At 71.7% G+C, this 24,923-nt stretch carries 21 protein-coding genes; 12 read left to right on the top strand and 9 right to left on the bottom strand.

Annotated elements, in window-relative coordinates:
* Positions 1-19: 19 nt before the first annotated feature.
* Entirely contained in the window at positions 20-199 is a 180-nt protein-coding gene (locus ACIRQP_RS25390; protein WP_403893430.1) for a hypothetical protein, read from the bottom strand.
* A 153-nt stretch (positions 200-352) separates the two neighbouring features.
* On the opposite strand from ACIRQP_RS25390, the gene ACIRQP_RS25385 reads away from it, so the two are divergent.
* Positions 353-1,228, top strand: a complete 876-nt coding sequence (locus ACIRQP_RS25385) for a pentapeptide repeat-containing protein (protein ID WP_403893429.1) — start codon at positions 353-355, stop codon at positions 1,226-1,228.
* A gap of 39 nt (positions 1,229-1,267) precedes the next feature.
* Here ACIRQP_RS25385 and ACIRQP_RS25380 read toward each other — a convergent pair whose 3' ends face one another.
* The 3 genes from ACIRQP_RS25380 to ACIRQP_RS25370 all read right to left on the bottom strand — a co-directional run bounded on the left by ACIRQP_RS25380 (position 1,268) and on the right by ACIRQP_RS25370 (position 4,465).
* Positions 1,268-2,710, bottom strand: coding sequence for a D-alanyl-D-alanine carboxypeptidase family protein (locus ACIRQP_RS25380; protein ID WP_403893428.1), 1,443 nt, complete (start codon positions 2,708-2,710; stop codon positions 1,268-1,270).
* A gap of 103 nt (positions 2,711-2,813) precedes the next feature.
* Positions 2,814-3,422 (bottom strand): dihydrofolate reductase family protein, encoded by a 609-nt coding sequence (locus tag ACIRQP_RS25375; RefSeq protein WP_403893427.1) that lies wholly within the window; start codon positions 3,420-3,422, stop codon positions 2,814-2,816.
* Positions 3,419-4,465 carry a helix-turn-helix transcriptional regulator gene (locus tag ACIRQP_RS25370; RefSeq protein ID WP_403893426.1) on the bottom strand — a complete coding sequence of 349 codons (1,047 nt, stop codon included), beginning with the start codon at positions 4,463-4,465 and terminating at the stop codon, positions 3,419-3,421. Before ACIRQP_RS25370 ends, ACIRQP_RS25375 begins: the two co-directional genes overlap by 4 nt.
* A 355-nt stretch (positions 4,466-4,820) precedes the next feature.
* Here ACIRQP_RS25370 and ACIRQP_RS25365 point away from each other — a divergent pair, with 355 nt between their 5' ends.
* Entirely contained in the window at positions 4,821-6,986 is a 2,166-nt protein-coding gene (locus ACIRQP_RS25365) for a tetratricopeptide repeat protein (protein WP_403893425.1), read from the top strand.
* On the opposite strand, the gene ACIRQP_RS25360 is transcribed toward ACIRQP_RS25365, so the two are convergent.
* Positions 6,970-8,826: a hypothetical protein gene (locus ACIRQP_RS25360; protein ID WP_403893424.1), complete on the bottom strand. Its 1,857-nt coding sequence runs from the start codon at positions 8,824-8,826 to the stop codon at positions 6,970-6,972. The two genes, ACIRQP_RS25365 and ACIRQP_RS25360, sit on opposite strands and share 17 nt — an antisense overlap.
* 468 nt (positions 8,827-9,294) lie before the next feature.
* Here ACIRQP_RS25360 and ACIRQP_RS25355 point away from each other — a divergent pair, with 468 nt between their 5' ends.
* The 5 genes from ACIRQP_RS25355 to ACIRQP_RS25335 all read left to right on the top strand — a co-directional run bounded on the left by ACIRQP_RS25355 (position 9,295) and on the right by ACIRQP_RS25335 (position 14,231).
* A complete protein-coding gene (locus ACIRQP_RS25355) occupies positions 9,295-11,070 on the top strand; it encodes a sensor histidine kinase (protein ID WP_403893423.1) in 1,776 nt (591 codons plus the stop codon).
* On the top strand, positions 11,067-11,474 hold the full coding sequence (locus tag ACIRQP_RS25350) for a roadblock/LC7 domain-containing protein (protein ID WP_403893422.1): 408 nt from the start codon (positions 11,067-11,069) through the stop codon (positions 11,472-11,474). Before ACIRQP_RS25355 ends, ACIRQP_RS25350 begins: the two co-directional genes overlap by 4 nt.
* Positions 11,471-11,845 (top strand): DUF742 domain-containing protein, encoded by a 375-nt coding sequence (locus ACIRQP_RS25345; protein ID WP_403893421.1) that lies wholly within the window; start codon positions 11,471-11,473, stop codon positions 11,843-11,845. Before ACIRQP_RS25350 ends, ACIRQP_RS25345 begins: the two co-directional genes overlap by 4 nt.
* Positions 11,826-12,440, top strand: a complete 615-nt coding sequence (locus tag ACIRQP_RS25340; RefSeq protein ID WP_403893420.1) for a GTP-binding protein — start codon at positions 11,826-11,828, stop codon at positions 12,438-12,440. Before ACIRQP_RS25345 ends, ACIRQP_RS25340 begins: the two co-directional genes overlap by 20 nt.
* A gap of 177 nt (positions 12,441-12,617) precedes the next feature.
* Positions 12,618-14,231 (top strand): cytochrome P450, encoded by a 1,614-nt coding sequence (locus ACIRQP_RS25335; protein WP_403893419.1) that lies wholly within the window; start codon positions 12,618-12,620, stop codon positions 14,229-14,231.
* A gap of 98 nt (positions 14,232-14,329) precedes the next feature.
* Here ACIRQP_RS25335 and ACIRQP_RS25330 read toward each other — a convergent pair whose 3' ends face one another.
* A complete protein-coding gene (locus tag ACIRQP_RS25330; protein ID WP_403893418.1) occupies positions 14,330-15,412 on the bottom strand; it encodes a hypothetical protein in 1,083 nt (360 codons plus the stop codon).
* Positions 15,413-16,023: 611 nt separating this feature from the next.
* Complete coding sequence (locus ACIRQP_RS25325) at positions 16,024-16,632, bottom strand: TetR/AcrR family transcriptional regulator (RefSeq protein WP_403893417.1); 609 nt, start codon at positions 16,630-16,632, stop codon at positions 16,024-16,026.
* Between the two features lie 190 nt (positions 16,633-16,822).
* On the opposite strand from ACIRQP_RS25325, the gene ACIRQP_RS25320 reads away from it, so the two are divergent.
* The 5 genes from ACIRQP_RS25320 (at position 16,823) to ACIRQP_RS25300 (ending at position 22,428) form a co-directional block, all read left to right on the top strand.
* Positions 16,823-17,647 (top strand): phosphatase PAP2 family protein, encoded by an 825-nt coding sequence (locus tag ACIRQP_RS25320; protein ID WP_403893416.1) that lies wholly within the window; start codon positions 16,823-16,825, stop codon positions 17,645-17,647.
* Positions 17,644-18,759, top strand: coding sequence for a hypothetical protein (locus ACIRQP_RS25315; protein WP_403893415.1), 1,116 nt, complete (start codon positions 17,644-17,646; stop codon positions 18,757-18,759). Before ACIRQP_RS25320 ends, ACIRQP_RS25315 begins: the two co-directional genes overlap by 4 nt.
* A gap of 217 nt (positions 18,760-18,976) precedes the next feature.
* Entirely contained in the window at positions 18,977-20,011 is a 1,035-nt protein-coding gene (tdh, locus tag ACIRQP_RS25310) for an L-threonine 3-dehydrogenase (protein ID WP_403893414.1), read from the top strand.
* 238 nt (positions 20,012-20,249) lie between these two features.
* Positions 20,250-21,449, top strand: a complete 1,200-nt coding sequence (locus tag ACIRQP_RS25305; RefSeq protein ID WP_403893413.1) for a glycine C-acetyltransferase — start codon at positions 20,250-20,252, stop codon at positions 21,447-21,449.
* Between the two features lie 64 nt (positions 21,450-21,513).
* A complete protein-coding gene (locus ACIRQP_RS25300) occupies positions 21,514-22,428 on the top strand; it encodes a LysR family transcriptional regulator (protein ID WP_403893412.1) in 915 nt (304 codons plus the stop codon).
* A 106-nt stretch (positions 22,429-22,534) separates the two neighbouring features.
* Here the strand turns inward: ACIRQP_RS25300 and ACIRQP_RS25295 are convergent, their stop codons facing one another.
* Positions 22,535-23,266, bottom strand: coding sequence for a Clp protease N-terminal domain-containing protein (locus tag ACIRQP_RS25295; protein ID WP_403893411.1), 732 nt, complete (start codon positions 23,264-23,266; stop codon positions 22,535-22,537).
* Positions 23,267-23,417: 151 nt separating this feature from the next.
* Positions 23,418-24,893 carry a xylulokinase gene (xylB, locus tag ACIRQP_RS25290; protein WP_403893410.1) on the bottom strand — a complete coding sequence of 492 codons (1,476 nt, stop codon included), beginning with the start codon at positions 24,891-24,893 and terminating at the stop codon, positions 23,418-23,420.
* Positions 24,894-24,923: the final 30 nt, after the last annotated feature.

Here is a 24,923-nt window from a genome sequence, read left to right as displayed (position 1 = left end):
CCTTACGACGTCACTGCCGTCAGCCCGTCAGCCCGTCAGGGCGTTGCGTGCGGGCGCGGTCCAGCACCCGTACGCCGTACGGACCGATCTCCACGGTCTCCAGCCGTTCGCCGGAGACCAGATCGAGGAGCGCCGCGTCCCTGGTCTCCGGACGGACCGGCTGTACGGGTAGCCGCGCTCCGCTTGCGATCCACGGCACCAGCCCCCGCTCCCTGATCCGGCCTGATCCAAACGAGAGGCCCTAGACCGATGACAGGGGACCGTCAACCCCCCGTTGCACATGCTGCGTCGGCGCCGGAAGGTACGCTCCGTCGGGCGACCGCCGCCCAGCAGGCACAGGAGACCGGAACCCTTGTCAGATCAGCCCGACCCCTCAAATCCCTCCCACCGCGAGGGCGCTCACAGCCCCGGGTCCCCCGGCCCCGGGCCCTCCGGCCTTGATCTGCGGGCCGACTGCGCGAACTGCTTCGGACTCTGCTGTGTCGCGCTGACCTTCTCGGTCTCGGCGGACTTCCCGGTCGACAAGGCCGCCGGAGAGCCCTGCCGCCATCTGCGGACGGACTTCCGCTGTGGCGTCCACAGCACCCTGAGGGAGCGGGGCTTCCAGGGGTGCACGGTCTACGACTGCTTCGGCGCGGGTCAGAAGGTCTCCCAGCTCACCTTCGGCGGACGGGACTGGCGGCAGGCCCCGGAGAGCGCGGAGCGGATGTTCGCCGCGCTTCCCATGATGCGGCAGCTCCAGGAACTGCTGTGGTATCTCGACGAGGCCCTGGCGCTTGAGCCCGCCCGTACGCTCCACGGTGCGATCCGCCGCGCCCTGGACGAGACCGAGCGCCTCACCCGGAGCGCCCCCGAGGCCCTGCTCGAACTGGACGTGGCGGAGCGGCGCGCGGCCGTCAACACCCTGCTGCTGCGCACGAGCGAGCTGGTACGGGCCCCGTTCCGGGGCAAGCGGAAGAGCCGCAGGGGAGCCGACCTCTTCGGCGCGAAGCTCAAGGGCGCGGATCTGCGCGGCGCCGATCTGCGCGGGGCGTATCTGATCGCCGCCGATCTGCGGGGGGCGGATCTGCGCCTGGCCGATCTGATCGGGGCCGACCTGAGGGACGCGGATCTGCGGGGCGCCGATCTGACCGGCAGCATCTTCCTCGTCCAGACCCAGGTCAACGCCGCGAAGGGGGACGCGGCGACCAGACTCCCGCCGTCGCTCGCGCGCCCCGCTCACTGGTAGGCCCCCCGACAGGGGGCGGCACCCCGCCCGGCACCGTGCTCAGTGGATGATCTCTTCCTCCTTCGGCCGCCGCCTGCCCGAGCGCCGTACGTGCCGTACGACGAAGAGTCCGACGGCCGCGAGACAGGCCGAGCCCACGAAGGCCGCGGGCACCAGATAGCCGGACCCGGAACCGTCGTCCTGCGCCCGCGCGACGGTCACCGACCGGGCCCCCGGCGCCGCCCCCGCCACCTTCGCCATCGGGCTCGACCCCGGACCCGCTGGCTTCGGCGGGGTCGGCGGCATCGGCGGCACGGGGGGCGGAGGCGGCTTGAGCGTGCCCACCGGAACGACCCGCTTCCCGGCGGTGAAGCCCCAGTCCAGCAGCTCCCTGGCCTCCTCGTACACCGCGTGGACGCCGCCCCACTGCGGGTTCATCACCGTCACCAGCACCGTGCGGCCCCCGCGCTTGGCCGCCGCGATCAGGGTGTAGCCGGCCTCGGAGGTGTAGCCGTTCTTGACGCCGATCAGCCCCGGATAGGGCTCGACCCCGTCCTCACCGCTCAGCAGCCGGTTGGTGTTGACGATGCCGAAGGTGCCGCCGTAGCCGGGGAACTCGGCGTCCACGGTCGAGCTGTACCGTACGAACTCCGGCGACGACAGGCCCGCACGGGCGAAGACGGACAGGTCGTACGCCGACGACACCTGACCGGGCGCGTCATAGCCGTCGGGGGACACGACATGGGTGTCGAGCGCGCCCAGCAGCTTGGCCTTCTTCCGCATCTGAGCGACCGTCGAGTCCCAGCCGCCGTTCATCTCGGAGAGGGCGCGCACCGCGTCGTTGCCGGAGCTGAGGAACACGCCCCGCCACAGATCGGCCACTTCGTACGATTCGCCGCCGACGATTCCCACCGTGCTGCTGCCGGGGCCGATGTCGTCCAGCTCCTCCTCGCTGACCTTGTGCTTTGAGTGTTCGGCCAGACGCGGCAGCGCGGTGATGGCGAAGAGCGTCTTCAGGGTGGAGGCCGGGGGCAGTTTGAGGTGCGCGTCGCGCGCGGCGAGGACCTCGCCCGTACCGGCGTCCGCGACCAGCCAGGACACCGCCGACAGCTCCGGCGGAGCGGGGGCGCCGGGCTTGGGCCGCGCATGCGTACCCGGCCGGTACAGCAGAGCGCGGTCGATATCGGCTCCCGGCGCGCTCGCGGGTCCGTGCGCGCCGGCGGCCGGTCCGTGCGCGGCGGAGACGGATCGAGGGGATCCATGAGATCCGGGAGATCCGGAGGATCGGGGAGATCCGGAAGCTCCGGGAGATCCGGCTGAGCCATGGACGCCGGGGAAGCCGGCGACCACGGGGACACGGGGCAGGCCCGGAGCCCGTACGGCCGGATCGCTGCGGGAGTCCGCGGCAGCCGGCGGGGACGACGGCAGAAGGACCAGCAGGCCGGTGGCGGCGAGAGCCACCGTGCCGGAGAGCGCGGAGCGCGTCACGGATCTGTTGATCATTCCGCCACGGTAGGAACGGACCGCGCCCCGCGCCCGTTACGTGGGCCGAACGGATGTATCACTGTCCGGCCGGCTCTTCCAGGTTTCGGCCGGCGCGCATCCGTCATGGATAGCGGACCCGATAGCGCAAATGGGTGACGTCGATGCCCTGGGCCATCGACAGCGGCCCCTCCAGCTCCACCGGGACGTTCTTCAGCCGATCGAAGAACGGCGTCCCGGCGCCGAGCAGCACCGGTACGAGATCGATCCACACCTCGTCGAGCAGCCGCGCGTCCAGGCACTGCCGTGCGATCGTGCCGCCGTTGACGGCGACGGTCCTGCCGGGCCCCGCGAGTTCCCTGGCCCGTTCCACGGCGCTCTCGATGCCGTCCGTGACGAAGGTGAAGGGCGCGTCCTCGTACGGCCAGTCCTCCGGCACGTGGTGCGTGAGCACGACCACCGGGCACCCGATCGGGTGATTTCCCTCCCAGCCCGAGGTGAGATCGAAGAGCCGCCGGCCGACGACCAGCGCGCCGGTGCGCCGGACCGTGCCACGCCACGCCTCCACGCTCACCGGGGACATGGTGAAGGTGAGGTCGTCACGGGCGGTCGGCACGCGCACCGAACCGTTGCTGTACCACCTGAACAGCTTGTCGAAGCCCGTCTCCTCCGGGCCCGTGATATAGCCGTCCAACGACATGCTGGCGCCGGTGCAGACCTTGTTCGTCCTCATCGGTCGGCCGGCTCCGGCGCGGCGGCGAGGCTGGAATCAGACCCGGATCCGGCGCCGGGGCCGGATCCGGGATCGGGATCGTGACCGGGTTCGTGGCCGGGAGTGTCGAGAACGGAGTTCGTGGCCGGGGCCGTGGCCGTGGCCGTGGCGGGGGCGGCAGGGGCGGACCCCCGCGCCAACTCGCCCATGTCCGTCGGCTCGACCATCCCGGTCATCTCCGTGCCGATCACGTCGAGGAGCCTGAGCTTGTCGGCGGCGTCCGTGCCCGGGGCGGCGGAGTACGCGGCGATACGGAGATCGCAGCCCGGAACGGTGAGGGTGTCGCAGTCCACGATCACCGGTCCGACATCCGGGTGATGGATGGTCCTGATGCCGGTGTCGTGGGAGTCGGTGATACGGGAGTTCCACAGCACCGCGAACCGGCTGCTGACCCGCCGCAGCTCCCCGATGAGGAAGCGCAGCCGTACATCGGTGGGGTAGTGGACCGTCGCGGACCGGAGATCGGCGACGAGAGCCGCCTCGAACCGCGCCTCCTGCTCCACGGTGTGGCTGATCCGGCTGGGCTGACCCGTGAAGTGCAGCCACGCGGCGTTGCGCCCCCGCCCCGGGACCGCCGCCGGGTCCCCGAGCAGCGCGGCCCAGAGCGGATTCCAGGTGATCAGGTTCCAGGCCGCGTCATGGACCCCGAGCGGGGTCCCCGGGAGCCGTCCGAGCAGCCGCCGCACACTCGGCGGGATGTGGTCCGAGACCCGTCCGAGGGCGGGCGGTGACTGCCCGGCGAGCAGGAAGAGATGTCTGCGCTCGTCGTCGGAGAGCCGCAGGGCACGGGCCAGCGAGGTGAGGACCTGGACGGACGGGGAGGTCGCCCGCCCCTCTTCCAACCGGACGAGATAGTCCACGGACAGACCGGTCAGCTGGGCCAGCTCCTCATGCCGCAGCCCGGCCGCGCGGCCGGGCTCGCCCGCGGGCAGACCGGCTTCACCCGGTGTGATCCGGTCACGCCAGCGGTGCAGGGCTGTGCCCAGCTCTCCGTGTCGGGTCATGGAGTCAGTATCAGCGCGTACGGCGGCAACCGCCTGATATCGCCCGATTTTCCCGGTGGAAGCGCCCCCGGAACCCCCTCCGGAAGCGCTCGGCCCCAGGGCGTCCGACGCCCCTCCCGTGACATCCGGCCGACCGGCCGCCCCTTCCCCGAACGTCCCCTTCGGCAACAGGGGTTGCGAGTAGTCGCCAACCGCACCCGTAGCGCCGTGATCGCTATTACGGTTGATCCGGAACGTGGCGCGCGGCCTCCGCCGGCGCTTCGCCGGGGAGCGGGACCGGGCTCGGGTGATCGGGCCGGGGACGGGCCCGGGGATCCGGACCGGGGATCGGAGAACGGGGAATGGGGGAGTGGGCATGCTGGAGCCCATGTCGCTGGCGGCGATCGCCGCGGTGCTGAGCGCCGTGGGCGCGGGAATGGCCAATGAGGCCGGGAAGTGGGCCTGGGAGTCGGCCGGTGGCCTGGTGCGGCGCATCGTCGGCCGGGAGGTGACGGCGCCCACGGGCCCGGCCGAGCTGACGGCCGTGGCCGAGCTGATCCACGAGGCGGTAGGGAGCGATCCCGCGCTCGCCCGCGCCTGGGAGGCGTTCGCCCGTACCGCTCCCGGTCCGGGGACGGCCCACGCCGTGCCGGCGCTGCCCGCCTCCATACGGTTCTTCACGGACCGTCAGGAACCGATGAGGCTCCTGGAGCGCGAGGCCTCGCGCCCGGCGGACGGACGGCCACGCGTCGCACTGATCCATGGACCCGAAGGCATCGGCACCAGCGCCCTCGCCATCCACTGGGGGTGCCGGGAAGCGGAGCGCCTCTTCCCGGGCGGACAGCTGTACGCCGATCTGCGCGGCGCCTCCGCGAGCACCGCGCTGGACGCGTCCACGGTCCTGCGGAGCCTGCTCGTCCAGCTGGGGATGGCGCGGGACGAGATCCCGCCGGACGCGGCGGACCGGCGTGAGTGGTTCCGGCGCGCCCTCGCGAGCCGGCGCCTGCTCGTCGTGCTGGACCACGCCCAGTCGGCGGCGCAGGTCCGGCCCTTGCTGACGGCCGCGCCGGAGGTGTTCACGGTAGTGGTCGCGCCGAGGCCGCTGCGCGGTCTGGACGCGCTGCGGATCCCCGTCGGGCCGCTCTCCGACAAGGACGCGCGCCGGCTGCTCACCGACCTCACCGACCGGGAGACGGTGGCGGCCGCCCGCGCCGTACTGCCGCGCGTGCTGGAGCGGTGCGGTGGTTCGCCGTACGCGCTGCGGGCGGCGGCGTCACAGCTGGCCGAGCCGTATCCGCTGTCCGGTACGGACCCCGGCCCGAACCGGCAGGAGGAGGCGCCCGACGTGTCCGACAGCGACCCCGTCCGTACCGCGGTCGAGGACTTGTACCGCGAGCTGGAGCCCGCCGCGGCCAAGGTCTACCGGCTGATGTCACTGCGCGAGTGGCCCGCGTTCGGCCCGGCCGCTGTCGCGGCCACCGTCTCCCTGCCGGAGGCCGAAGCAGCCCGTATCCTCGGCGAACTCGTCGACCGCGGGTTGCTGGAGTCCGTGGACACCGGCCGCTACCGCTACCGTCCCGTGGTCCGCGGCCATGCCGAGGAGACCGCCGTCCGCGTGGACGGCATCCCGGCGTACTCGGCGGCCGTGCAGCGAACGGTGGACTGGTATCTGCGCTTCGCCGTACGGGCCAGGCTCGGCGCCCTGCCGGGAGGCTGGGGCATCGGCCCGCTCTACGAGGAGCTGGCTGGGGGCCCAAGCCTGTATCCCAACGAGGGCGAGGCGCTCTCCGCGCTGGTGGCCGAGCTGGGCAATCTGGTCCAAGCGGTCTACGCGGCCGAGGAGTTCGGCCGGCCGGAAGCCGTCTACCAGCTGTGCCAGGCCCTCTGGCCGCTCCAGCTGAAGGCGGGATACCACGACGAGCTGCTCCCCGCGCTGCGGGCGGGCGCGCGCGTCGCCGATGCCCATGACCCCGGATCCCCGATGGCCGGGCGGACGCATCTGCTGCTGGCGCTGGACCTGATGGAGCTACGGCGGTACGAGGAGGCCGAGCCCGAACTGGCCGCCGCCGCACGGGCCGAGGAGCAGTCCGGGCATCTGCGCGGACACGCCTCCTGTGTGGAGTCGCTGGGTCTGCTGCGGCTGCGGCAGTGGCGCTTCCAGGAAGCGTACGACCGCTTCGACGAGGCGGCGGCGATCCTCGACGGCATCGGTGCCGGGGACGAGGGCGAGTGTGATCTGCCCCGCGCCCGTGCCCTGTTGGACCGGCATCGGGGCCGGGCCCTGCGCGGTCTCGGCCGCTACGCCGAGGCCCATGAGCGGCTGGCCGCGGCGCTGGTGTTCTTCCGCGACGTCGCCGGGGAGTCGTACAACACCGCGAGGACGCTCACCGACCTCGCCGAGACCTGTCTCGCCGAGGGGGACCCGCACCGCGCGCTGCCGCTGATCGATGAGGCGGCAGCCGCGCTCGACGCCGAGAAGGCCGCCTACCATCTCGCGCATCTGCGGACACTGCGCGAGCGCTGCCTCAGTTCGGGGGAGTGAGGGGAACGTTCGGGCCCTCCGGACCGACCGGACGGGCCTGAGTCCCTGGACCGACCGGACCGACCGGACCGACCGACACATGGTGCGGGCCGCTCCTGCCGGTGTGTACGGTCATCCCGCCCGCCGCCAGCTCCTCCCACGCCTTGCCCGCGGCCAGCCAGGCGTACAGAGCGGAGACATACGCGGCGGGGTCGGCGGCGGCGGGCGCGCCGGAGAGCCGCAGCAGTGTGCCGGTCCGCGTGCGGACCGTACAGCTGCCGGGACCGGTGACCAGTGCCGCCAGCGCACAGTAGGGGTGGCGGGCCAGTACCTCCGCCGTCCACTCCTCCGGGCTGCCGTACCGGGGATCGTCCACCGCGCCGTACCGGAAGATCACATCGGCGAGCGCGCGTCTGTCCGGGTCCAGGGTGTCCTCGTGCACGGCCGTATGCGCGTCCCCGTCACCCGTCGGCTCCGACCGGGGGTCCGCGTACCGGCTCACCTCGATCTCACCGGTCCCCAGCAGCCGGGTCACCACCCGCATGGGGGCCGTCCGCGTCACCCGCTCGTACGGGGGGAGCGGCAGCGGGTCCAGCAGAGCGGGCTCCTGCGGCTCGGGGATTCCGATGACCCGGTAGAAGTGGCGGCGCAGCAGCGTCGCCGCCTCACCCGGAGCCGAGGAGACCAGTTCGGCGGGGCCGGGGAGCGGCCCCGGCCGACGTCGTTCCGCTCCATCGAGCAGCGCGTCCAGCTGGGCCCGCAACGGGGCGTACGGCGAGAGCCGGGGAGCCTGCCGTACGAACGCGGCCACCGGCGACCGGGCGTCGAGTCCGTCCGGCGATGCCGCGCCCATCAGTACGGGGGTGCCGAGAGCCGCAGCGTAGTAGCTGACCGAGCCGGCGTCCCCGATGACCACATCGGCCGCGATGAGCGCCTGGCGCCATCCCTCCAGCGGATCCACCAGCGCCAGCCCGCCCCGCCGGGCCCGGTCCAGCCAGACGCGGATCTGGCCGGGCCCGTGACCGTGCCAGATATTGGGGTGCAGTACGGCCACCGGCCGGTACTCGTCGGCGGGCAGTTCGGCGGTGAGCCGCGGCAGCAGCGACGGCAGTATGTCCTCGCCGCCGTCCCCGAAGAGGGAGTCCGGGTTCCAGGTCGAGTTCAGCAGGACGAGCCGCTGTCCCGGCCGTACATCGAGGGCCCGGCGGAAGCGCTCGCGATAGGGGAGGGCCGCCAGTACGCGGTCGAAACACGGGTCCCCGGCGAGTACGGCGGTGGGCACCGCCTCCGGGCACGCGGCGCGCAGCCGCTCCAGCTGTTCGGGGTGGGAGAGGACCAGCGCGTCGGCGACGGGGGAGCCGTCGACGAGCAGCCAGTCCGGGGAGAGTCCGAAGACGGGCGGTTGCCGGGCGCCGGGCGTACCGCTCTCCGCCTCGGGCGAAGGGCGTCCGGTGTCCGGTGTCCGGTGTCCGGTGTCCGGTGTTGCGAGCCTCTTATTGTAGCCAACGCCATGCGAGAGAACGGTCAACTTCTCTGAAAACGCGTGAAGTTGACCACCGAAGCTGGCCGATATCGTCAGATCCACCGGAAGTTCGAGCGCCTGCTCCCACGGCAGTACCGGTACGCCGGTCTCCGCGAGCAGCTCGGCCACCCCGGCCCGGAACGGCGACGAACCGGTCCACGTGGCGAGCAGTTGCACCCGCAGATCGTCGCGGAACAGCGGCAGGACATCCAGCAGCCGGGTCGCCGAGGTCACGTTGTGCACGACGAACAGCACGAGCTTGCAGCGCCCCCGGGTCGCCCACCGCGCCGAGTCGGCCCCCACCGGCACCCGGATCCAGTCGGCCCGCCCCTCGCCCACCGTCCGTCCTCCCCGTTCCACGTTGTTGCCGTCGCCCGTTCCGACTCGCCACGATAACCACTCGGCGGACGGCGCGCGGCCGCGTTGCCACGTGGATGTCCTTCACCCCGGAGAGTGAAGATCGTTGGCGATCCCTCGATCGGCGCGCGGAGCCGCACCGGGTCCGGCCTCGTGCGGGCGAGCCTGTCATACGAGCATGATCAGCCAATAAAAGCCCGATATCAGGGCCATTGGCATGGCTCAGGGCCGTTACTGTTCGTGCTTTTGTGGCAGCTCAGCGTGCAAACGCGCGAGTCTATGCCTAACGGCATTGCCCGCGCACGAGGTTGGGTGAATATGCCGATGCGCCGATTTCATCGGGCTAAGCTCTCGCGGAGCGCGCCGAGTTGATACGTAATCAGGCACTTGTTCCCTATGTGCCTTGATCGTTTGAATTATCTGATCTGAATCGACCGCCAGAGGGCTTACATGGTTCGTGTTGAAGCACCCCCGAGTGATCAAGCATCCCCCGCCGTCCGCGCGCTTGTACTTCCCGCCGTCCTGATCGTGGCGGCCACAGCGGTCGCGGTGGCTCTTGTTCCCGACGCCGCCCGGATACCGCTCGTGGTATACGGCGCGGTTGCGACGATCGTCGTCGCCTGGTGTGCGGGAGAACTGTCCCGGCGCGCCAGGACCGTCAGTACGCTGCACGAGCACTACGCGTACCGCCTCGCACAGCTGGAAGGGCGTCTCGCCCAGCACGACGAGGAGACCGTACGGCTCGGCAAGGAGCTGATGCCGGCCACGATCCACCGGCTGCGCCAGGGTGAATCGCCCGCGGAAGTCATCCGCGCCGTGGTGGACGGGGACGAGCGCTACCGCGAACTGCCCACCGCGCAGCGGTCCTTGCTCCGTTCCGTCCTGCAGATCGTGGACGACGAGGAAGCCATGCGCGAGTCCGCGCAGCGTTCCTTCGTCAACATCGCACGCCGCGTCCAGTCCATCGTGCACCAGCAGGCCAGCGAACTGCGGGAGATGGAAGAGGCACACGGCCACAACCCCGAGGTCTTCGACGACCTGCTGCGCATCGACCACGGCACCGCGCTGATCGGCCGGCTCGCGGACAGTGTCGCGGTACTCGGCAAGGCCCGTCCGGGACGCCAATGGCCGAAGCCCGTACCGCTGTTCAGCGTGTTGCGCGGCGCGATGTCCCGGATCCTGGAGTACCAGCGCGTCGATCTGCACTCCATCGCCAAGGTCGCCATCATCGGCACGGCCGTGGAACCGCTCATCCACGCGTGCGCCGAACTCCTCGACAACGCCACCCGCTACTCGCCGCCGCAGACCCGCGTCCATGTCACCGCGGTCGAGGTGCAGACCGGGATCGCGATCGAGATCGAGGACGGCGGCGTCAGCCTCAGCGAGGAGGCACGGGCACGGGCCGAGACCATGCTCGCGCAGGCCCAGGCCGGTATCGACCTCAATGACCTGGGCGAGACACCCCGGCTCGGTATGGCCGTGGTCGGCCGGCTCTGCCAGATGTACAACCTGCAGGTCTCGCTGCGGCAGTCGGCGTACGGCGGTGTCCGGGCCGTCCTCATCGTGCCGCGCGATGTCGTCACCACCGGTCCCGCGCCCGGTATCGCCCACGGCATCGGCGCCTCGGCGCTGCCCCGCGGCAGTGGTGCGGGACTGCCCACGACGGACGTACTGCGGCCCGCCGACCGGGTGCCGCGGCCGGCCACCGGGCCACAGCCGTCGCTGCCGGTGGCGGGCCCCGTGGAAGACGACATTCCCGTGGTGACGGAGTGGACGGAGAACGGGCTGCCGCAGCGGCGCAGCCGTGGCCGCGCCCCGCTCGGCTCCCACAACCTCGGCCTCCAGAACACCGGCCGCGCGCCGGCCGCCGCACGAGGCGACGGCGGGAACGGCGGCGGGAACGGCGGCAGGAAAGACAGCCGGGCCGACGGCCGGAGCGACAGCCACACCCAAGGTAATGGCCTGGCCAACGGCAGGAGCAACGGTTACGGCGGCGGCGGGTACAACGGCGGGCGCGGCGGCGCCCCGGGTGGCGCGCGGGACGGCGCGCGGCGCGATGGCGGTACGCCGGAGAGGAAGCCCGGTCCCGGCATCTGGCTCGAAGCGTTCACCAAGGCGGTCAACGGCACTCCGGGTGAGCCGTCGGCCGGGGCGGGGGAGGCGCCGGGCCACCCCGGTGACCAGGGCGAATCCGACGATGTGTGGGGCAAGGGAGATCTGAAGTGATCCAGCAGCGCGCGAACATGGACTGGATGCTCAAGGAGCTGGCCGACGGAGTGCCGCAGATCCAGCAGATCGTGGTGCTCTCCGCCGACGGGCTCCGGATCGCCCGGCACGGCGGTGACCCGGATGTCGCCGACCGGCTTGCCGCCGCCTGCGCCGGACTGCAGAGTCTGGCCGCGGCCGTCGCCGCTGAAATCCCCTCCAGCGACGGCCGGATGCGGCTTGTCGTCATCGAGATCGGGGGCGGCTTCTTCTATCTGATGGAGGCCGGAGCGGGCGCGTATCTCGCGGTCCTCGCCGACGAGACGGTGGACGCGGGGCTGGTGGGGGCCCGGATGCGGGACATGGTGGTCCGTATCGGAGCGCATCTGACGAGTCCGCCGCGCCATGACGGGCAGACCGGATGACCACGCCTCCCCGACGAGAACGCCGGCGCCCCGAGGCGGATGTGGGGGACCCGGAACGGCTGTACGTGATCACCGGCGGCCCCGACGGCGCCGAACGGGCGCCGCTCGATCTGGTCACCATGATCGTGGCCCGCGACGAACCCTCGCCGACGGTGCAGCCGGAACAGGCCGCGATTCTGCGGCTCTGCCGGGCACCGCTGTCCGTGGCCGAGATCTCCGCCTATCTCAGCCTCCCCTTCAGCGTGGTGACCGCGCTGCTGACCGAACTCCTCGCGACCGAGCTGGTCGAATCGCGCGCGCCCATCGTCCGCGCCGCGCTTCCCGACCGGTCCCTTCTCGAAGCGGTGATGCATGGACTTCAGAAACTCTGACACGATCACGGGTCCCAGGAGCGAGGACGTCCTGCCCACCACGGCCACCTCCGCGGTGAAGATCGTGATCGTGGGCGGATTCGGGGTCGGCAAGACGACGATGGTGGGCTCGGTCAGCGAGATCCGTCCGCTCACCACCGAAGAGACCATGACCCAGGCCGGGGTGGGGGTGGACGACAACTCCGGTGTGGAGACCAAGACCGCCACCACCGTCGCCATGGACTTCGGCCGGATCAGCATCACCGAACAGCTGGTCCTCTATCTCTTCGGCACCCCCGGCCAGGAGCGCTTCTGGTTCCTGTGGAACGGCCTCTTCGAAGGCGCCCTGGGAGCCGTGGTACTCGTCGACACCCGCCGCCTCGAAGTCAGCTTCGATGTGATCGGACGTCTGGAGGAGCGCGGCGTACCGTTCGTCGTCGCGGTCAACACCTTCCCGGACGCGCCGCACCACCCCGTCGAGGCGCTGCGGACGGCCCTGGACCTGCCCGACGAGGTCCCGCTGGTCGACTGCGACGCGCGGCTGCGGGCGTCGAGCCGCGATGTGCTGCTGACGCTGATGCACTACCTGCACTCGCTGGCGCTGCCGTCCGCCTGAGCGGCCCCTGCGGCGGCCTCATGACCGGCCCCATGACCCCGGCCTTGTGGCCGGCCGGCCGACCGGACGCGCGCGGTTTTCCGCGCACCGAGCGCCACACGCCATCCCCGTACCCGTACCGGTACCCGTACTTGTACCTGTGCACGTACACCTTCCGGCCTGATCCCTGGAGCGACCGTGACCACCCCTTATTCCCACCGACCCGGGCCGGACGGCCCCATGGCGCCGCCCCCCGGCTGCCCGGCCCATGGCATGACCGCCGACGAGCTGAACTCCCCCGGCCGGAGCGGCCAGGACTCCATAGGGCCGACACTGGACGGTCTCGCCGCCCGTGGGCTGCGGCGGCTGTACGGACCCGAGGCCGAGAACGACCCCATGGGTCTGTACGAGAAGCTGCGCGCCGAACACGGCTCCGTCGCGCCCGTGCTGCTCCACGGCGACGTACCCGCCTGGCTCGTCCTCGGGCACGGCGACAATCTGCATATGACGCGCACGCCGTCGCAGTTCTCCCGGGACTCCCGGCGCTGGCGCGCGCTGCACGACGGTAGCGCGCCCCCCGACCATCCCCTCGCGCCGGTCTTCACCTGGCAGCCCATCTGCGTCTTCGCCGACGGAGCGGACCATGAGCGGCTGCGCGGCGCGGTCACCGACTCGATCGCGCGCATCGACCACCGGGGCGTCCGGCGCTATATCAACCGCTACAGCAACCGGCTGGTCAACGAGTTCTGCCGGGACGGCAGGGCGGATCTGGTCAGCAGGTTCGCCGAGCATCTGCCGATGATGGTGATGACGCAGATCCTCGGGATGCCTGAGGAGTACAGCGAACGCCTCGTGCAGGCCGCGCGCGACATGATCAAGGGCACCGCGACCGCCAACGAGAGCAACGCGTATGTGATGGCCACACTGACCAGGCTGGTGAAGCGCCGCCGTATCGCGCCCGAGGAGGATTTCGCGACCTGGCTCACCGAACACCGGGCCGGACTCACCGACGAAGAGGTCGGCCAGCATCTGCGGCTGGTGCTCATCGCGGCGTACGAGACCACCGCGAACCTCATCGCCAATGTGCTGCGCATGGTCCTCACCGATCCGCGCTTCCGGGCGCAGCTGAGCGGTGGCCATATGACCCTGCCGGAGGCGGTCGAGCAGACGCTCTGGGACGAGCCGCCCTTCACCACGATCTTCGGCCGCTGGGCGGTCGGTGACACCGAACTCGGCGGGCAGCGCATCAGGGCGGGGGACGCGCTGGTGGTCGGGATCGCCGCGGCCAATGTGGACCCGGTGGTACGGCCCGATCTCAACGCGTCCATGCGGGGCAACCGGGCCCATCTCGCCTTCAGCGGCGGCCCGCACGAGTGTCCGGGCCAGGACATCGGGCGGGCGATCGCCGACACCGGGATCGACGCGCTGCTGCTGCGACTGCCCGACATCCAACTCGCCGTGGAGGAGCATGAACTGCGGTACGCGGGCGCTCTGATGTCCCGTCAGCTGCTGGAGCTTCCGGTGACCTTCGCACCGCGTCCGCCGCAGGACGTCACCGGGCCACCGAGCGCGTCGGCCGCCGTACCACGACCGCGGTGGCAGGTGGATTCGCCGCGCCCCGACGCGGTGCGGCCACCGGCCGAGGCCGCGGTCCCGTCCCCTTCGGAGGCCGGGACCGACGGGGCGGGGGCGGTCCCGGAGGCAACGGGGATGATCCCGGAACAGCGCCCGGAGCAGCGCCAGGAACAGCGCGCGGTGAGCGCCCCGAAGCGGGCCTGGCGGGCGGTGGCGCGCTGGTGGCGCGGCCACTGACGGAGCAACGGACGGAGCAACGGACGGAGCAACGGACGGGGCAGCGGCGGGGCAGCGACGGGGCAGCGGCGGGGCCGGCCGGTCAGCGCGTCGGCCGGTCAGCGCGCCGGGGCGAGCTGGTCCCACCACCAGGAGATCGTGGGGATCGGCAGCGGCTCCAGGCTGGTGTCGGCCGGCTGCTGCTTCCACCACCCGCCCGGGGTCGCCCGCGGACCCGACGGCACGGAGTAGCGGGGGCAGATCGACGCCCAGTCGAGATGCCCCCGGACGAACTGGCCGAGCCCCTGCACATAGCGGCGCAGGCTGTCGTCCGCCTCCTTGAGCACCTGTTGGGCCAGCCGGTCGAACAGCACCATCACGCGGTCCCGCATCGCCACGACGCGTACGAGTGCGCGACGCGGGTCGCAGTGCTGCTCCTGACAGAGGACGTCGATCAGATTCAGATTGTCGTCGGCCCGCAGCAACTCCTTGTTGCGGGAGTAGAGATCGTTGTCCCAGCTGACCAGCGTCCAGGTGATCTCCGTGAGCGCGCGTACCCGCGCGTCCTGCATGTCCTCGTCCGCCACGGAGAAACCGCCGACTACCTCGATCATCGCGGTGGAGGGCGCCATCCCGATGGCGCGCATCCAGAGCGTGACGTAGTCGTCGAGCGAGGGAAGTTCCGGGGCACGGCGCCAGGACGCCTCCCACACCAGCCCCGAGGTGTAGACGCGCATGGCCTCCGTCAAACGGCGCACCTGACGCGGCGACGCGTACTGCTCCAGTTCCAGCCGCAGCCTGCGCAGCGCGGCGGTGTGCGGTGAGTCGCCGAGCGCCCGCGCGGTCGGTGCCTCCACGGCGCGCATCATGCGCGCGGTCTCCTGGGCCAGCAGATCGGCCGTGGCTTCGGACTCGTCGCACACGCTGTCGTCGAGCGAGAAGAGCACGGCGTGGAATTTGGCCATCAGCGTGAGCGGTTCGAGCGCTCCGTACGGCATGGTCGAGGCGGTGAGGCCGCCGAAGTCGCAGACGGCCAGACGTTTGAGTTGATGCTCGTCGCTGTCGAGGCGCTGTTGGAGCATCCATCGCACGGTCTGGTCGTTGAGGGCCTCGACCGAGGGATGTCTGGCGGGCGGTACGGGGCAGTAGAACGGCACAGCCGGAAGCTGTTGGACCAAGCGCTGTTCCGAGACACAGGTCATGATCGGCCTCCTGATGCGGCAAGGGCGCAATACGTGTGCGGACAAGGGGCGATGCCGTTCGGGTGGAGCGTATCTGCCCAAGTCGGATCGTCAACAACTGCGCAACTGGCGTGCCGCTGGCTGAAATTGACTGATTGTGAACTGACGCGATCCGTACGGGTCGAGAGCCGAAGCGACCGCGCTCAAGCCACGCAGCCCCCGAACAAGGGCCACACGCGCGCCGTGCGCCCGTGGTTCATACCACCCCACCCCCGCCCCCCGGCCCTCCCCGAACCCCCGGCACCCGCCGTCGGCCGAAGGCGTTCGTCACGGCTCGTATACGGCTCCTCCCGGATGCCGTCGCCATTCTGATCGTTATCACTACGTCATTGAGCGATGATCTACGGAGACGAATGTACGAGACCTGTACGAGACCGGCCTCCGCACGCATCTCCCCGTTCTCCCATCCCTCCAAGGGCCCGGGTGGTCGCGTGACCTGTCGCCGCGCAGGCCCCGGCATGCCTGTGGGCCCCCTCCGGGGAAGGGGCCCGCAGGCATGGAGTGCGCCGCTCCCGTCCCCACGGTGCGGCGCCGGTGAGTCGTCGTCATCCGCTCGGACGACGGCCCACCGGTCAGGTGTGCGAGATGACTCGCGAGGTGGCGCGCAGGCCGAGTGCGGGGAAGACCGCGGCATCCAGGAAGCGGTGGAGATATGCCTCGTCGGCCTGCCGGCCCTCCACCATCGGCCGGGCGCGCATGACGCCCATCAGCTGGGTGGCCACGAACTCGGCCGCGGGGTTGTCGGCCGCGATCTCGCCGCGGGCCACGGCGCGTTCGACCATGGTGTTGATCGCCGCGAACTCCGGTTCGATGAGGTTCTCGCGCAGGGCGCGCAACAGCTCCGGATTCTGGAAGGCCGCGTGGCTGAGCGCGTGCATCAGCGCGGTGTCGCGCCCCGCGCCCTCCACCGCCGCACGGGCCGCCGCCCGCAGGTCTCCGGCGAGGGTGCCCGTGTCGACGTCCATGAGCTTGACGCAGCGGGTGCCACGCAGCGCCGCCGCGACCAGTTGCGGTTTCGTGCCCCACTGACGGTAGAGCGTGGACTTGCCGCAGCGGGAACGAGCGGCCACACCCTCCATGGTCAGCGCCTCGTACCCGCTCTCTCTGAGCAGCTCCAGGGCGGCTTCGTAGAGTTCCAGCTCCCGTTCCGGCGTGATCTTGGAGCGGCGCTGCGGCGTCATCGTCTCTCCCCGTCTCTGCCACTCGGTTCCGATACGGCTCCGGCGGCGATACGTCAGTGTACCGATACGCCAGTGTACCGATACGAATCCGTATCGGTACACTGGCGTATCGATAGGGCGCGGTTCAGGACCGCGCCGCCGCACTGCCACGACGTTCTGCCGCGCCGTGTTGTCCAGGTAAGGGGGTCGGGTGATACGCACCCGCACCGGGCCCGCCGCACGGAAGCCGGAAGCTTCCGCCCGACCGCCCCTCGTACGTGAGCTGTTGCTCGTCGCCGGACTCTTCCTCGTCTACAAATTCGGCAGGCTGGCCGCCACCGGCCGGACCGGCGAGGCATTCCGGAACGCCGACCGGGTCTGGGACTGGGAGCGCGCCCTCCATCTGCCGGGTGAGGGCTCCGTACAGGGCGTGCTGCTGGACAGCGGCACGCTGGTCCACCTGGCGAACACGTACTACGCGACCGTGCACTTCTCGGCGACGGTGCTCTTCCTCGGCTGGCTCTACTGGCGCCGCCCCGGCCACTACCTGTGGGCCAGGCGCGCCCTGTCCGTACTGACCGGGGCCGCGCTCGTGCTGCATCTGCTGATGCCCCTCGCGCCGCCGCGGCTGCTCGCGGCGTCCGGCCTGGTGGACACCGGCCAGGTGTACGGGCCGACGGTGTACGGCGAGAGCCCGGACACCGACGCGCTGGCGAACCAGTTCGCGGCGATGCCGTCGCTGCATGTCGGCTGGGCCCTGATGGTGGCCGTGGGCCTCATCGCCGCCACGCGGTCACGGTGGCGGTGGCTCTGGCTGCTCCATCCGCTGCTGACGCTGCTCGTGGTCATAGGCACCGCCAACCACTACTGGCTCGACGCCCTCGTGGCCGTCGCCCTGCTCACGGGCGCGCTGACGGTCATCAGGGCGCCACGTCCCCGCTACCCGCGGCGCGGCCTGCTGGTCGCACGCTCCGCCGCCGCACGGGTCCCGCCGGGGGCACCTGTCGCTCCCGTCACCTCAGGGGCCGTCCGATGAACGGGGCGACGGCCGTGGCCGTGGCGCTGTCGCTGGTCTCGGCCGTCGCGTACGCCTCCGCCGCGGTGGCGCAGGAGCGGCTGGCGGCCCGTACGGCACCGGACACCGGGCTGTTCACTCTGCTGACCCGCGGCGCCTGGTGGTGGTCGGTCGGACTGAACGCGACCGGCGCGCTGCTGCATGTCGTGGCGCTGACCTACGGACCGCTCACGGTCGTCCAGCCGCTGGGCGCGCTCACCCTCGTCGCGGCCGTACCACTGGGGGCCCGTCGTGCCGGGCGGCAGGTCAGCCGGGGCGAGTGGCGTGGCACGGCCTTCACGCTGGTCGGCCTCGCGGCCATCCTGCTCGCGGCGGCCGGAAGCTCCGCCGACGAGACGCTCAGCCTGCCGCAGGCGCTCGGCGTCGCGGGCGTGGCGATGGCGCTGGTCGCGCTGCTGACCCGGCCGGGTGCCGGGTCCGGGCTCCGGCACGCGGCGGCCTCCGGCATCACCTCGGGCGTCGCCTCGGCCCTCACTCAGACAGTGACGGTCGCCGCCACCGCGCGCGACGCGGACGGGCTGCCGATCTGGCAGGTGGCGGCCGTGGCACTGGTGGTCGCGGCCTTCGCGTCCGGTGGTCTGCTGCTGTCGCAGCGTGCCTACCGCGGCGGACTCGGAGCGCCGCTCGCGGTCCTGACCCTGGCCAACCCGCTCGTGGCGGCTGTCATCGGTCTGAGCCTGCTGGGGGAGCGCCTCCAGGGCGGCGCCCTGGGAGTGACGGCGGCGCTCGTCGGCGCGGTGCTCGCGGCTCGGGGCGTGGTGCTGCTGACCCGTACGGCGGTGACCGCACCCGTGATGACGGCGGCGATGACGGTGACCCCCACGGCGCAGGTGCCCGGACAGCGGTCCGCCGTCCCCGCGGCCGTGTCGCCGACGCGTCCCGACCCCGGTGGCCACGCCGTGGAGTCGGCCGCCGCGGACGGATGGCCCGGCACGGGCGTACCCGCGCAGGGTGCTTCGACGCCCGGCACGCTCGCCGTGCGACCGCCCTGGCGACCGCACCCCCTGCGGTCGCGACGGGAGCTCCGGGAACGCCGGTGCGCGCGTCGCCGCGGGGACTGTACGTACCGATAGCCGCGTACGCGGACAGACAGCTCCCTTCCCTCCCGCCACCCGGTCGGTCTTCCCGGCGCGCCGCGGCGCGTGAAGCTGCGCTGTTGGGCCGCTTAAGAAATCCTCGATGGACTGAACGGTCACCGCTCGGCAGATTGGTGCACGACCACCGAACAGTGATCACCGCTCAGCGCCATGCACCGCGCACTACGCACCACCACCCCCGGGAGCCGCGCCCATGAAGGCACTTGTCAAACAGAAGGCCGAGCCGGGGCTGTGGCTCATGGATGTGCCCGAGCCGGAGTACGGGGACGGTGACGTACTGATCAAGGTGCTCCGTACCGGCATCTGCGGCACCGACCTGCACATCCGGTCCTGGGACGGCTGGGCCCAGCAGGCCGTCACCACACCCCGCGTCCTCGGCCACGAGTTCGTCGGCGAGGTGGCCGCCGTCGGCGCCGCCGTGCAGGACGTCTCCGTCGGTGATCTGGTCAGCGGCGAGGGCCATCTCGTCTGCGGCAAGTGCCGCAACTGCCTGGCCGGCCGCAGGCATCTGTGCCGCAGCACCGTCGGGCTCGGTGTCGGCCGCGACGGCGCCTTCGCGGAGTACGTCTCCCTGCCCGCCGCGAACGTCTGGGTCCACCGCGCCGAGGTGAATCTCGATGTCGCCGCGATCTTCGACCCGTTCGGCAACGCCGTGCACACCGCGCTCTCCTTCCCTCTCGTCGGTGAGGACGTGCTGATCACCGGCGCGGGCCCGATCGGCATCATGGCCGCGGCCGTCGCCCGGCACGCCGGTGCGCGCAATGTCGTGATCACCGACGTCAGCCCGCACCGCCTCGAACTCGCCCGCAAGGCCGGTGCCACCCTCGCCCTCGACGTCTCGCCCGCCGACATCGGCATCGCCGACGCACAGCGGCAGCTCGGCCTCAAGGAGGGCTTCGACGTCGGTCTGGAGATGTCGGGACGTCCCGAGGCCATGCGCGACATGGTCGACAACATGACGCACGGCGGCCGGATCGCCATGCTCGGGCTGCCCGCCGAGGAGTTCGCAGTCGACTGGTCGAAGATCGTCACCTCGATGATCACGGTCAAGGGCATCTACGGACGCGAGATGTTCGAGACCTGGTACGCGATGACGGTCCTGCTCGAAGGCGGGCTCGACCTCACGCCCGTCATCACCGGCAGCTACGGATACGAGCACTTCGACGCGGCGTTCGACGAAGCGTCCTCCGCGCGCAGCGGCAAGATCATTCTCAACTGGAGCGCCTGACCGCCCCACCGGCCCCCCAGGGCCTCTCGTTTGGATCTTGCCGGGCTCGCGAGCCCTGGCACCATGCCTCGCCGCGTTGTCGTCGGTCGCCTGCGCTCCGCGTGGGCTCCCTCCTCCGCCTTGCGATCCACAGCACCAGACCTCGCTCCCTGATCCGGCCTGATCCAAACGAAAGGCCCCAGGTCACGTCCAGTCGGACAGGACCTGGCGCACCGAGCCCCAGAAGAAGGAGCCCTTCATGTACGCGTCCGTCCGGGACGACCTCTCCGCCACCCTCGACGAGATCCGCGACGCGGGTCTCTTCAAGCCCGAGCGCGTGATCTCGACCCCGCAGAGCGCCTCCGTCGCCGTCACCACGGGCGGCGCCCCCGGTGATGTCCTCAACTTCTGCGCCAACAACTACCTCGGACTCGCCGACCACCCCGAGGTCGTCGCCGCCGCCAAGGACGCGCTCGACCGCTGGGGCTACGGCATGGCGTCCGTACGCTTCATCTGCGGCACGCAGGAGATCCACAAGGAGCTGGAGCAGCGGCTGTCGGCGTTCCTCGGCCAGGAGGACACGATCCTCTACTCCTCCTGCTTCGACGCCAACGGAGGGGTGTTCGAGACGCTCCTCGGCCCGGAGGACGCCGTCATCTCCGACGCCCTCAACCACGCCAGCATCATCGACGGCATCCGGCTCTCGAAGGCCCGCCGTCTCCGGTACGCCAACCGCGACCTGACCGAGCTGGAGACCCGGCTCAAGGAGTCCCAGGACGCCCGTCGCCGGCTGATCGTCACGGACGGCGTGTTCTCGATGGACGGGTACGTCGCCCCGCTGGCCGAGATCTGTGATCTCGCCGACCGGTACGACGCGATGGTCATGGTCGACGACTCGCACGCCGTCGGTTTCGTCGGCCCCGGTGGCCGGGGCACCCCCGAGCTGCACGGCGTCATGGACCGGGTCGACATCATCACCGGCACGCTCGGCAAGGCGCTCGGCGGCGCCTCCGGCGGCTATGTCGCGGCCCGCGCCGAGATCGTCGCGCTCCTGCGCCAGCGCTCGCGCCCGTATCTCTTCTCCAACTCCCTCGCGCCGGTCATCGCCGCCGCGTCGATCAAGGTCCTCGATCTACTGGAGAGCGCGGGCGAGCTGCGGGACCGGCTGAACGCCAACACCGCGCTCTTCCGCGCGGAGATGACGGCGGCTGGGTTCGAGATCCTGCCCGGTGACCACGCCATCGCTCCCGTCATGATCGGCGACGCCGCCGAGGCGGGCCGGATGGCCGAACTGCTGCTGGAGCGCGGGGTCTATGTGATCGGCTTCTCGTACCCCGTCGTCCCCATGGGCCGGGCGCGGATCCGGGTGCAGCTGTCCGCCGCGCACTCCACGGACGATGTGGAGCGGGCCGTCGCGGCGTTCGTCGACGCGCGCGAGGCGATGAAGCGGGAGGGCTGAGGGCGGTGGCGCGGCCGATGCCGGTGGGGGTGGACTTCCGGGCAGACCTGGCAAAATGGGCCGGGTGATCGACCCCCGACGGCTGCGTGTCCTGCGGGCCGTGGCGGACCACCGTACGGTGACCGCCGCGGCCGCCGCGCTCTATCTCACGCCCTCCGCCGTCTCCCAGCAGCTCGCCGCACTGGAGCACGAGACCGGGCACGCGCTGCTGACCCGCAGCGGCCGGGGCGTACGGCTGACCGCCGCCGGGGAGATCCTGCTCACTCACGCGCACGCCGTCCTCGCGCAGCTGGAGCGCGCCGAGGCGGAACTCGCGGCGTACGCGGGCGGGACGGCGGGCGAGGTCACGGTCGCCGCCTTCGCCACGGGCATCGCGGAAGTACTGGCCCCGGCCCTTCAACTGCTCGCCGGACCGCACCCCGACATACGGGTACGCGTACGGGACGCCGAGGGTGACGCGAGCCTGCCGATGGTGCTCGACGGAGAAGCGGATCTGGCGGTCGCGGTCGAGTACCGGGGCGCCCCGCGCGAGGACGATCTGCGGCTGTGGCGGGTGCCGCTGTACGCGGAGCCGTTCGACGCCGTCCTGCCCGCCGCGCATCCGCTCGGCCTCGGTGCCGAGGTCGTGCTCGCCGAGCTGGCCGACAGCGACTGGATCGGCCCGTACCCCGGCAACCCCTGCCATGACGTGATCCAGCTCGCCTGCGAGCTGGCGGGTTTCGAGCCGCGTCTGGCGCACTCCTCCGACGATTTCCGCGCGGTCGTGGCCCTCGCGGGCGCGGGCGCGGGAGTGGCGCTGGTCCCGCGCTCCGCGCTGCGCGGCATGGAGCTGAAGGGTACGGTCGTACGCCCCGTGGCGGGCCCGGCCGCGACCCGCAGGGTCTTCGCCGCCGTACGCAGGGGCGCGGAGGCGCACCCGCTGATCCGTCCGCTCCTCGACGCCCTGGCGCGGGCGGCGGGTGGCCTGACGACGGACTGACGGCGGCCGGCGACGGGATCGCCCGTACCGATTCCGGTGAGGGAACGGGTGGCGTCGCCGCTGTGCGGGCCCGCCCGCGGGGCACGGGCGGGCCGGTGCGCCACTGCTATTCCTGGAGCTTCTCCCGGATCGCCCGCAGGGCGGCCGACACGTGCTCCTCGGTGCTTGTTTTGTCGAGGCCGAGCCCGCTGAGTACGCCCTTGCCGTCCTCCTGCTCCAGCAGCGCCAGCAACAGGTGCTCCGTGCCGATGTAGTTGTGGCCCAGCCGCAGTGCCTCGCGGAAGGTGAGTTCGAGGGCCTTCTTCGCCCGGGCGTCGAAGGGCACGAGGTCGGGCACGGGCTCGCCGGAGGGCTTCGGCAGCGTCTCGGCCACGGCGGCCGCGATCGTCTCCAGCCGTACGCCCTGGGCGACGAGTACCTGTGCGGCCAGCCCTTCCGGGTCGTCGAGCAGGCCGAGCACGAGATGCCCGGTGCCGATTTGTGTGTGACGGCCTTCGCGGGCCTTGTTCTGGGACGCGACGACGACGTTCCTGGCCCGTGGGGTGAACCTGCCGAAGTCCTGGTTCGCGTCGGGCGCCGGCTCGTCCTTCGTCACGAATCGCTTCTGGGCGGCCTGCCGCGTGACCCCCATGGACTTGCCGATCTCGGTCCATGAGGCACCGGAGCGGCGGGCTTGGTCGACGAAGTGACCGATGAGGTGATCGGCCACTTCGCCGAGATGGTCGGCGGCGACGACGGCGCTCTGGAGCTGATCGAGAGCGTCACCGTGCACCTTCTTGATCGCCTCGATGAGGTCGTCGAGGCGGACGGAATTGTTTGTCTGAGTCGGTTCCACCATGAGGCAACCCTAGGTTGACAGTCGACCACTGTCAACCCGTGGTTGACGCCACGGTGGGGGCGGGTGCGACGATCCACCGCCCGCCGATCGCACGCACCGCCGCGACAGCGTGCCGCTGCCGCGGCGGGCTGCTCGGTTCAGCGGGCTCGGCTCAGCCCAGCAGGCTCGGCGCCGCCCTGTCCAGGACCGATCCCACGCGCTCCCAGGTCTCCATGTCCCGTTCCACCGGGGGCAGTTCGGGCCCGTCGCCGGTCCGCCAGGAGGTCGCGATCGCCACCGGGTCCTCGCCCGTCGCGGCGCCCGCGGCCAGCGCGGCGGCGCCCAGCGCGACCAGTTCGCCGCTCGTCGGGACGATCACCCGGCGGCCTGAGAGCCGGCGGACCGTATCCACCCACATACGGCCCTGCGCGCCGCCGCCGACCAGGCGCAGCGGGCGGCTCGCCACCTCCGGGGCCGCGGGGTCGAGGCCGCAGGAGCGCAGTACCTCGTTTAGCGCGCGCAGTACGGTGACGGCCGCGCCCTCGTAGGCGGCGCCCAGCAGTTGCTGCGGGGTGGTGTCATGGCGCAGCCCGGTCAGCAGGCCCGAGGCGGCGGGGAGATCGGGGGTGCGTTCGCCGTCCAGATAGGGGAGCAGTACGGCTTCGCCGCCCGGCAGCGCGTCCTCCCGGTCGAGCCGGAGCAGCGAGGCCACCTTGTCCACGGCGAGCGTGCAGTTGAGCGTGCAGGCCAGCGGCAGATACGTACCGTCCGCCGCCGCGAACCCGGCGAGCGCGGGGGAGACGGGGCGGGTGCGCGTGGCGGCGAAGACCGTCCCCGACGTGCCGAGGCTCAGCACCGGGTGGTCCAGCAGACCGGCGCCGCCGAAGCCCAGCCCGACGGCCGCGCTCATGTTGTCGCCGGTGCCGGCGGCCACGGCGATGCCCGCGGGCAGTCCCAGTTCCGCCGCGGAGCCCGCCGTGAGCGAGCCGACGCGCGCGGCGCCGGTCGCGGCGACGGCGGGCAGCAGATCGGCGTCGAGGCCGAGGAGCGCCAGCAGCTCGGGGTCGTACTCTCCGGTGGCGGTGGAGTACCAGCAGGTGCCCGAGGCGTCACCGGCGTCGGTGGCCGCGGTGCCCGAGAGCCGCTCGGTGAGAAAGTCGTGGGGGAGCCGGATGGCCGCCGTGGCCTCGGCGATGGCGGGGTCGTTCTCCCGCAGCCACTGCCACTTGGAGGCCGTCATCGAGGCCACCGGTACGGAGCCCGTGCGCGCCGTCCAGGCGTCGGGGCCGCCCAGCGCCTCGGTGAGCGCGGCCGCCTGCGGGGCGGAGCGGGTGTCGTTCCAGAGCAGCGCGGGGCGCAGCGGCCGGCCGGTGCGGTCGAGCACCACCAGACCGTGCTGCTGCCCGGCGACGGCTATGCCGGTCACGGCCGAGGCGTCCACCCCGGATTCCCTCAGACCGGCGGCGACCGCCTCGCGCAGCGCGTTCCACCACACCTCCGGGTCCGTCTCCCGGGCGCCGCCCTCACCGGTCACCCGGTGCGGCGCGCGGCCCACGGCGAGCAGCCGGCCTGTGGCGGCGTCCGTGAAGGCCGCCTTCGTGGACTGGGTGGAGCTGTCCACGCCGATGACGACCGGGTTCCGCGACATGGGGCTTACCTCCAGATTGAGCGTCGGTGA

Source organism: Streptomyces sp. NPDC102274, from assembly GCF_044766385.1.
In the GTDB taxonomy this organism is placed as follows: domain Bacteria; phylum Actinomycetota; class Actinomycetes; order Streptomycetales; family Streptomycetaceae; genus Streptomyces.
Note: the sequence above shows the minus strand (reverse complement) of the source record. Positions and strands in the feature narration are given on the sequence as shown.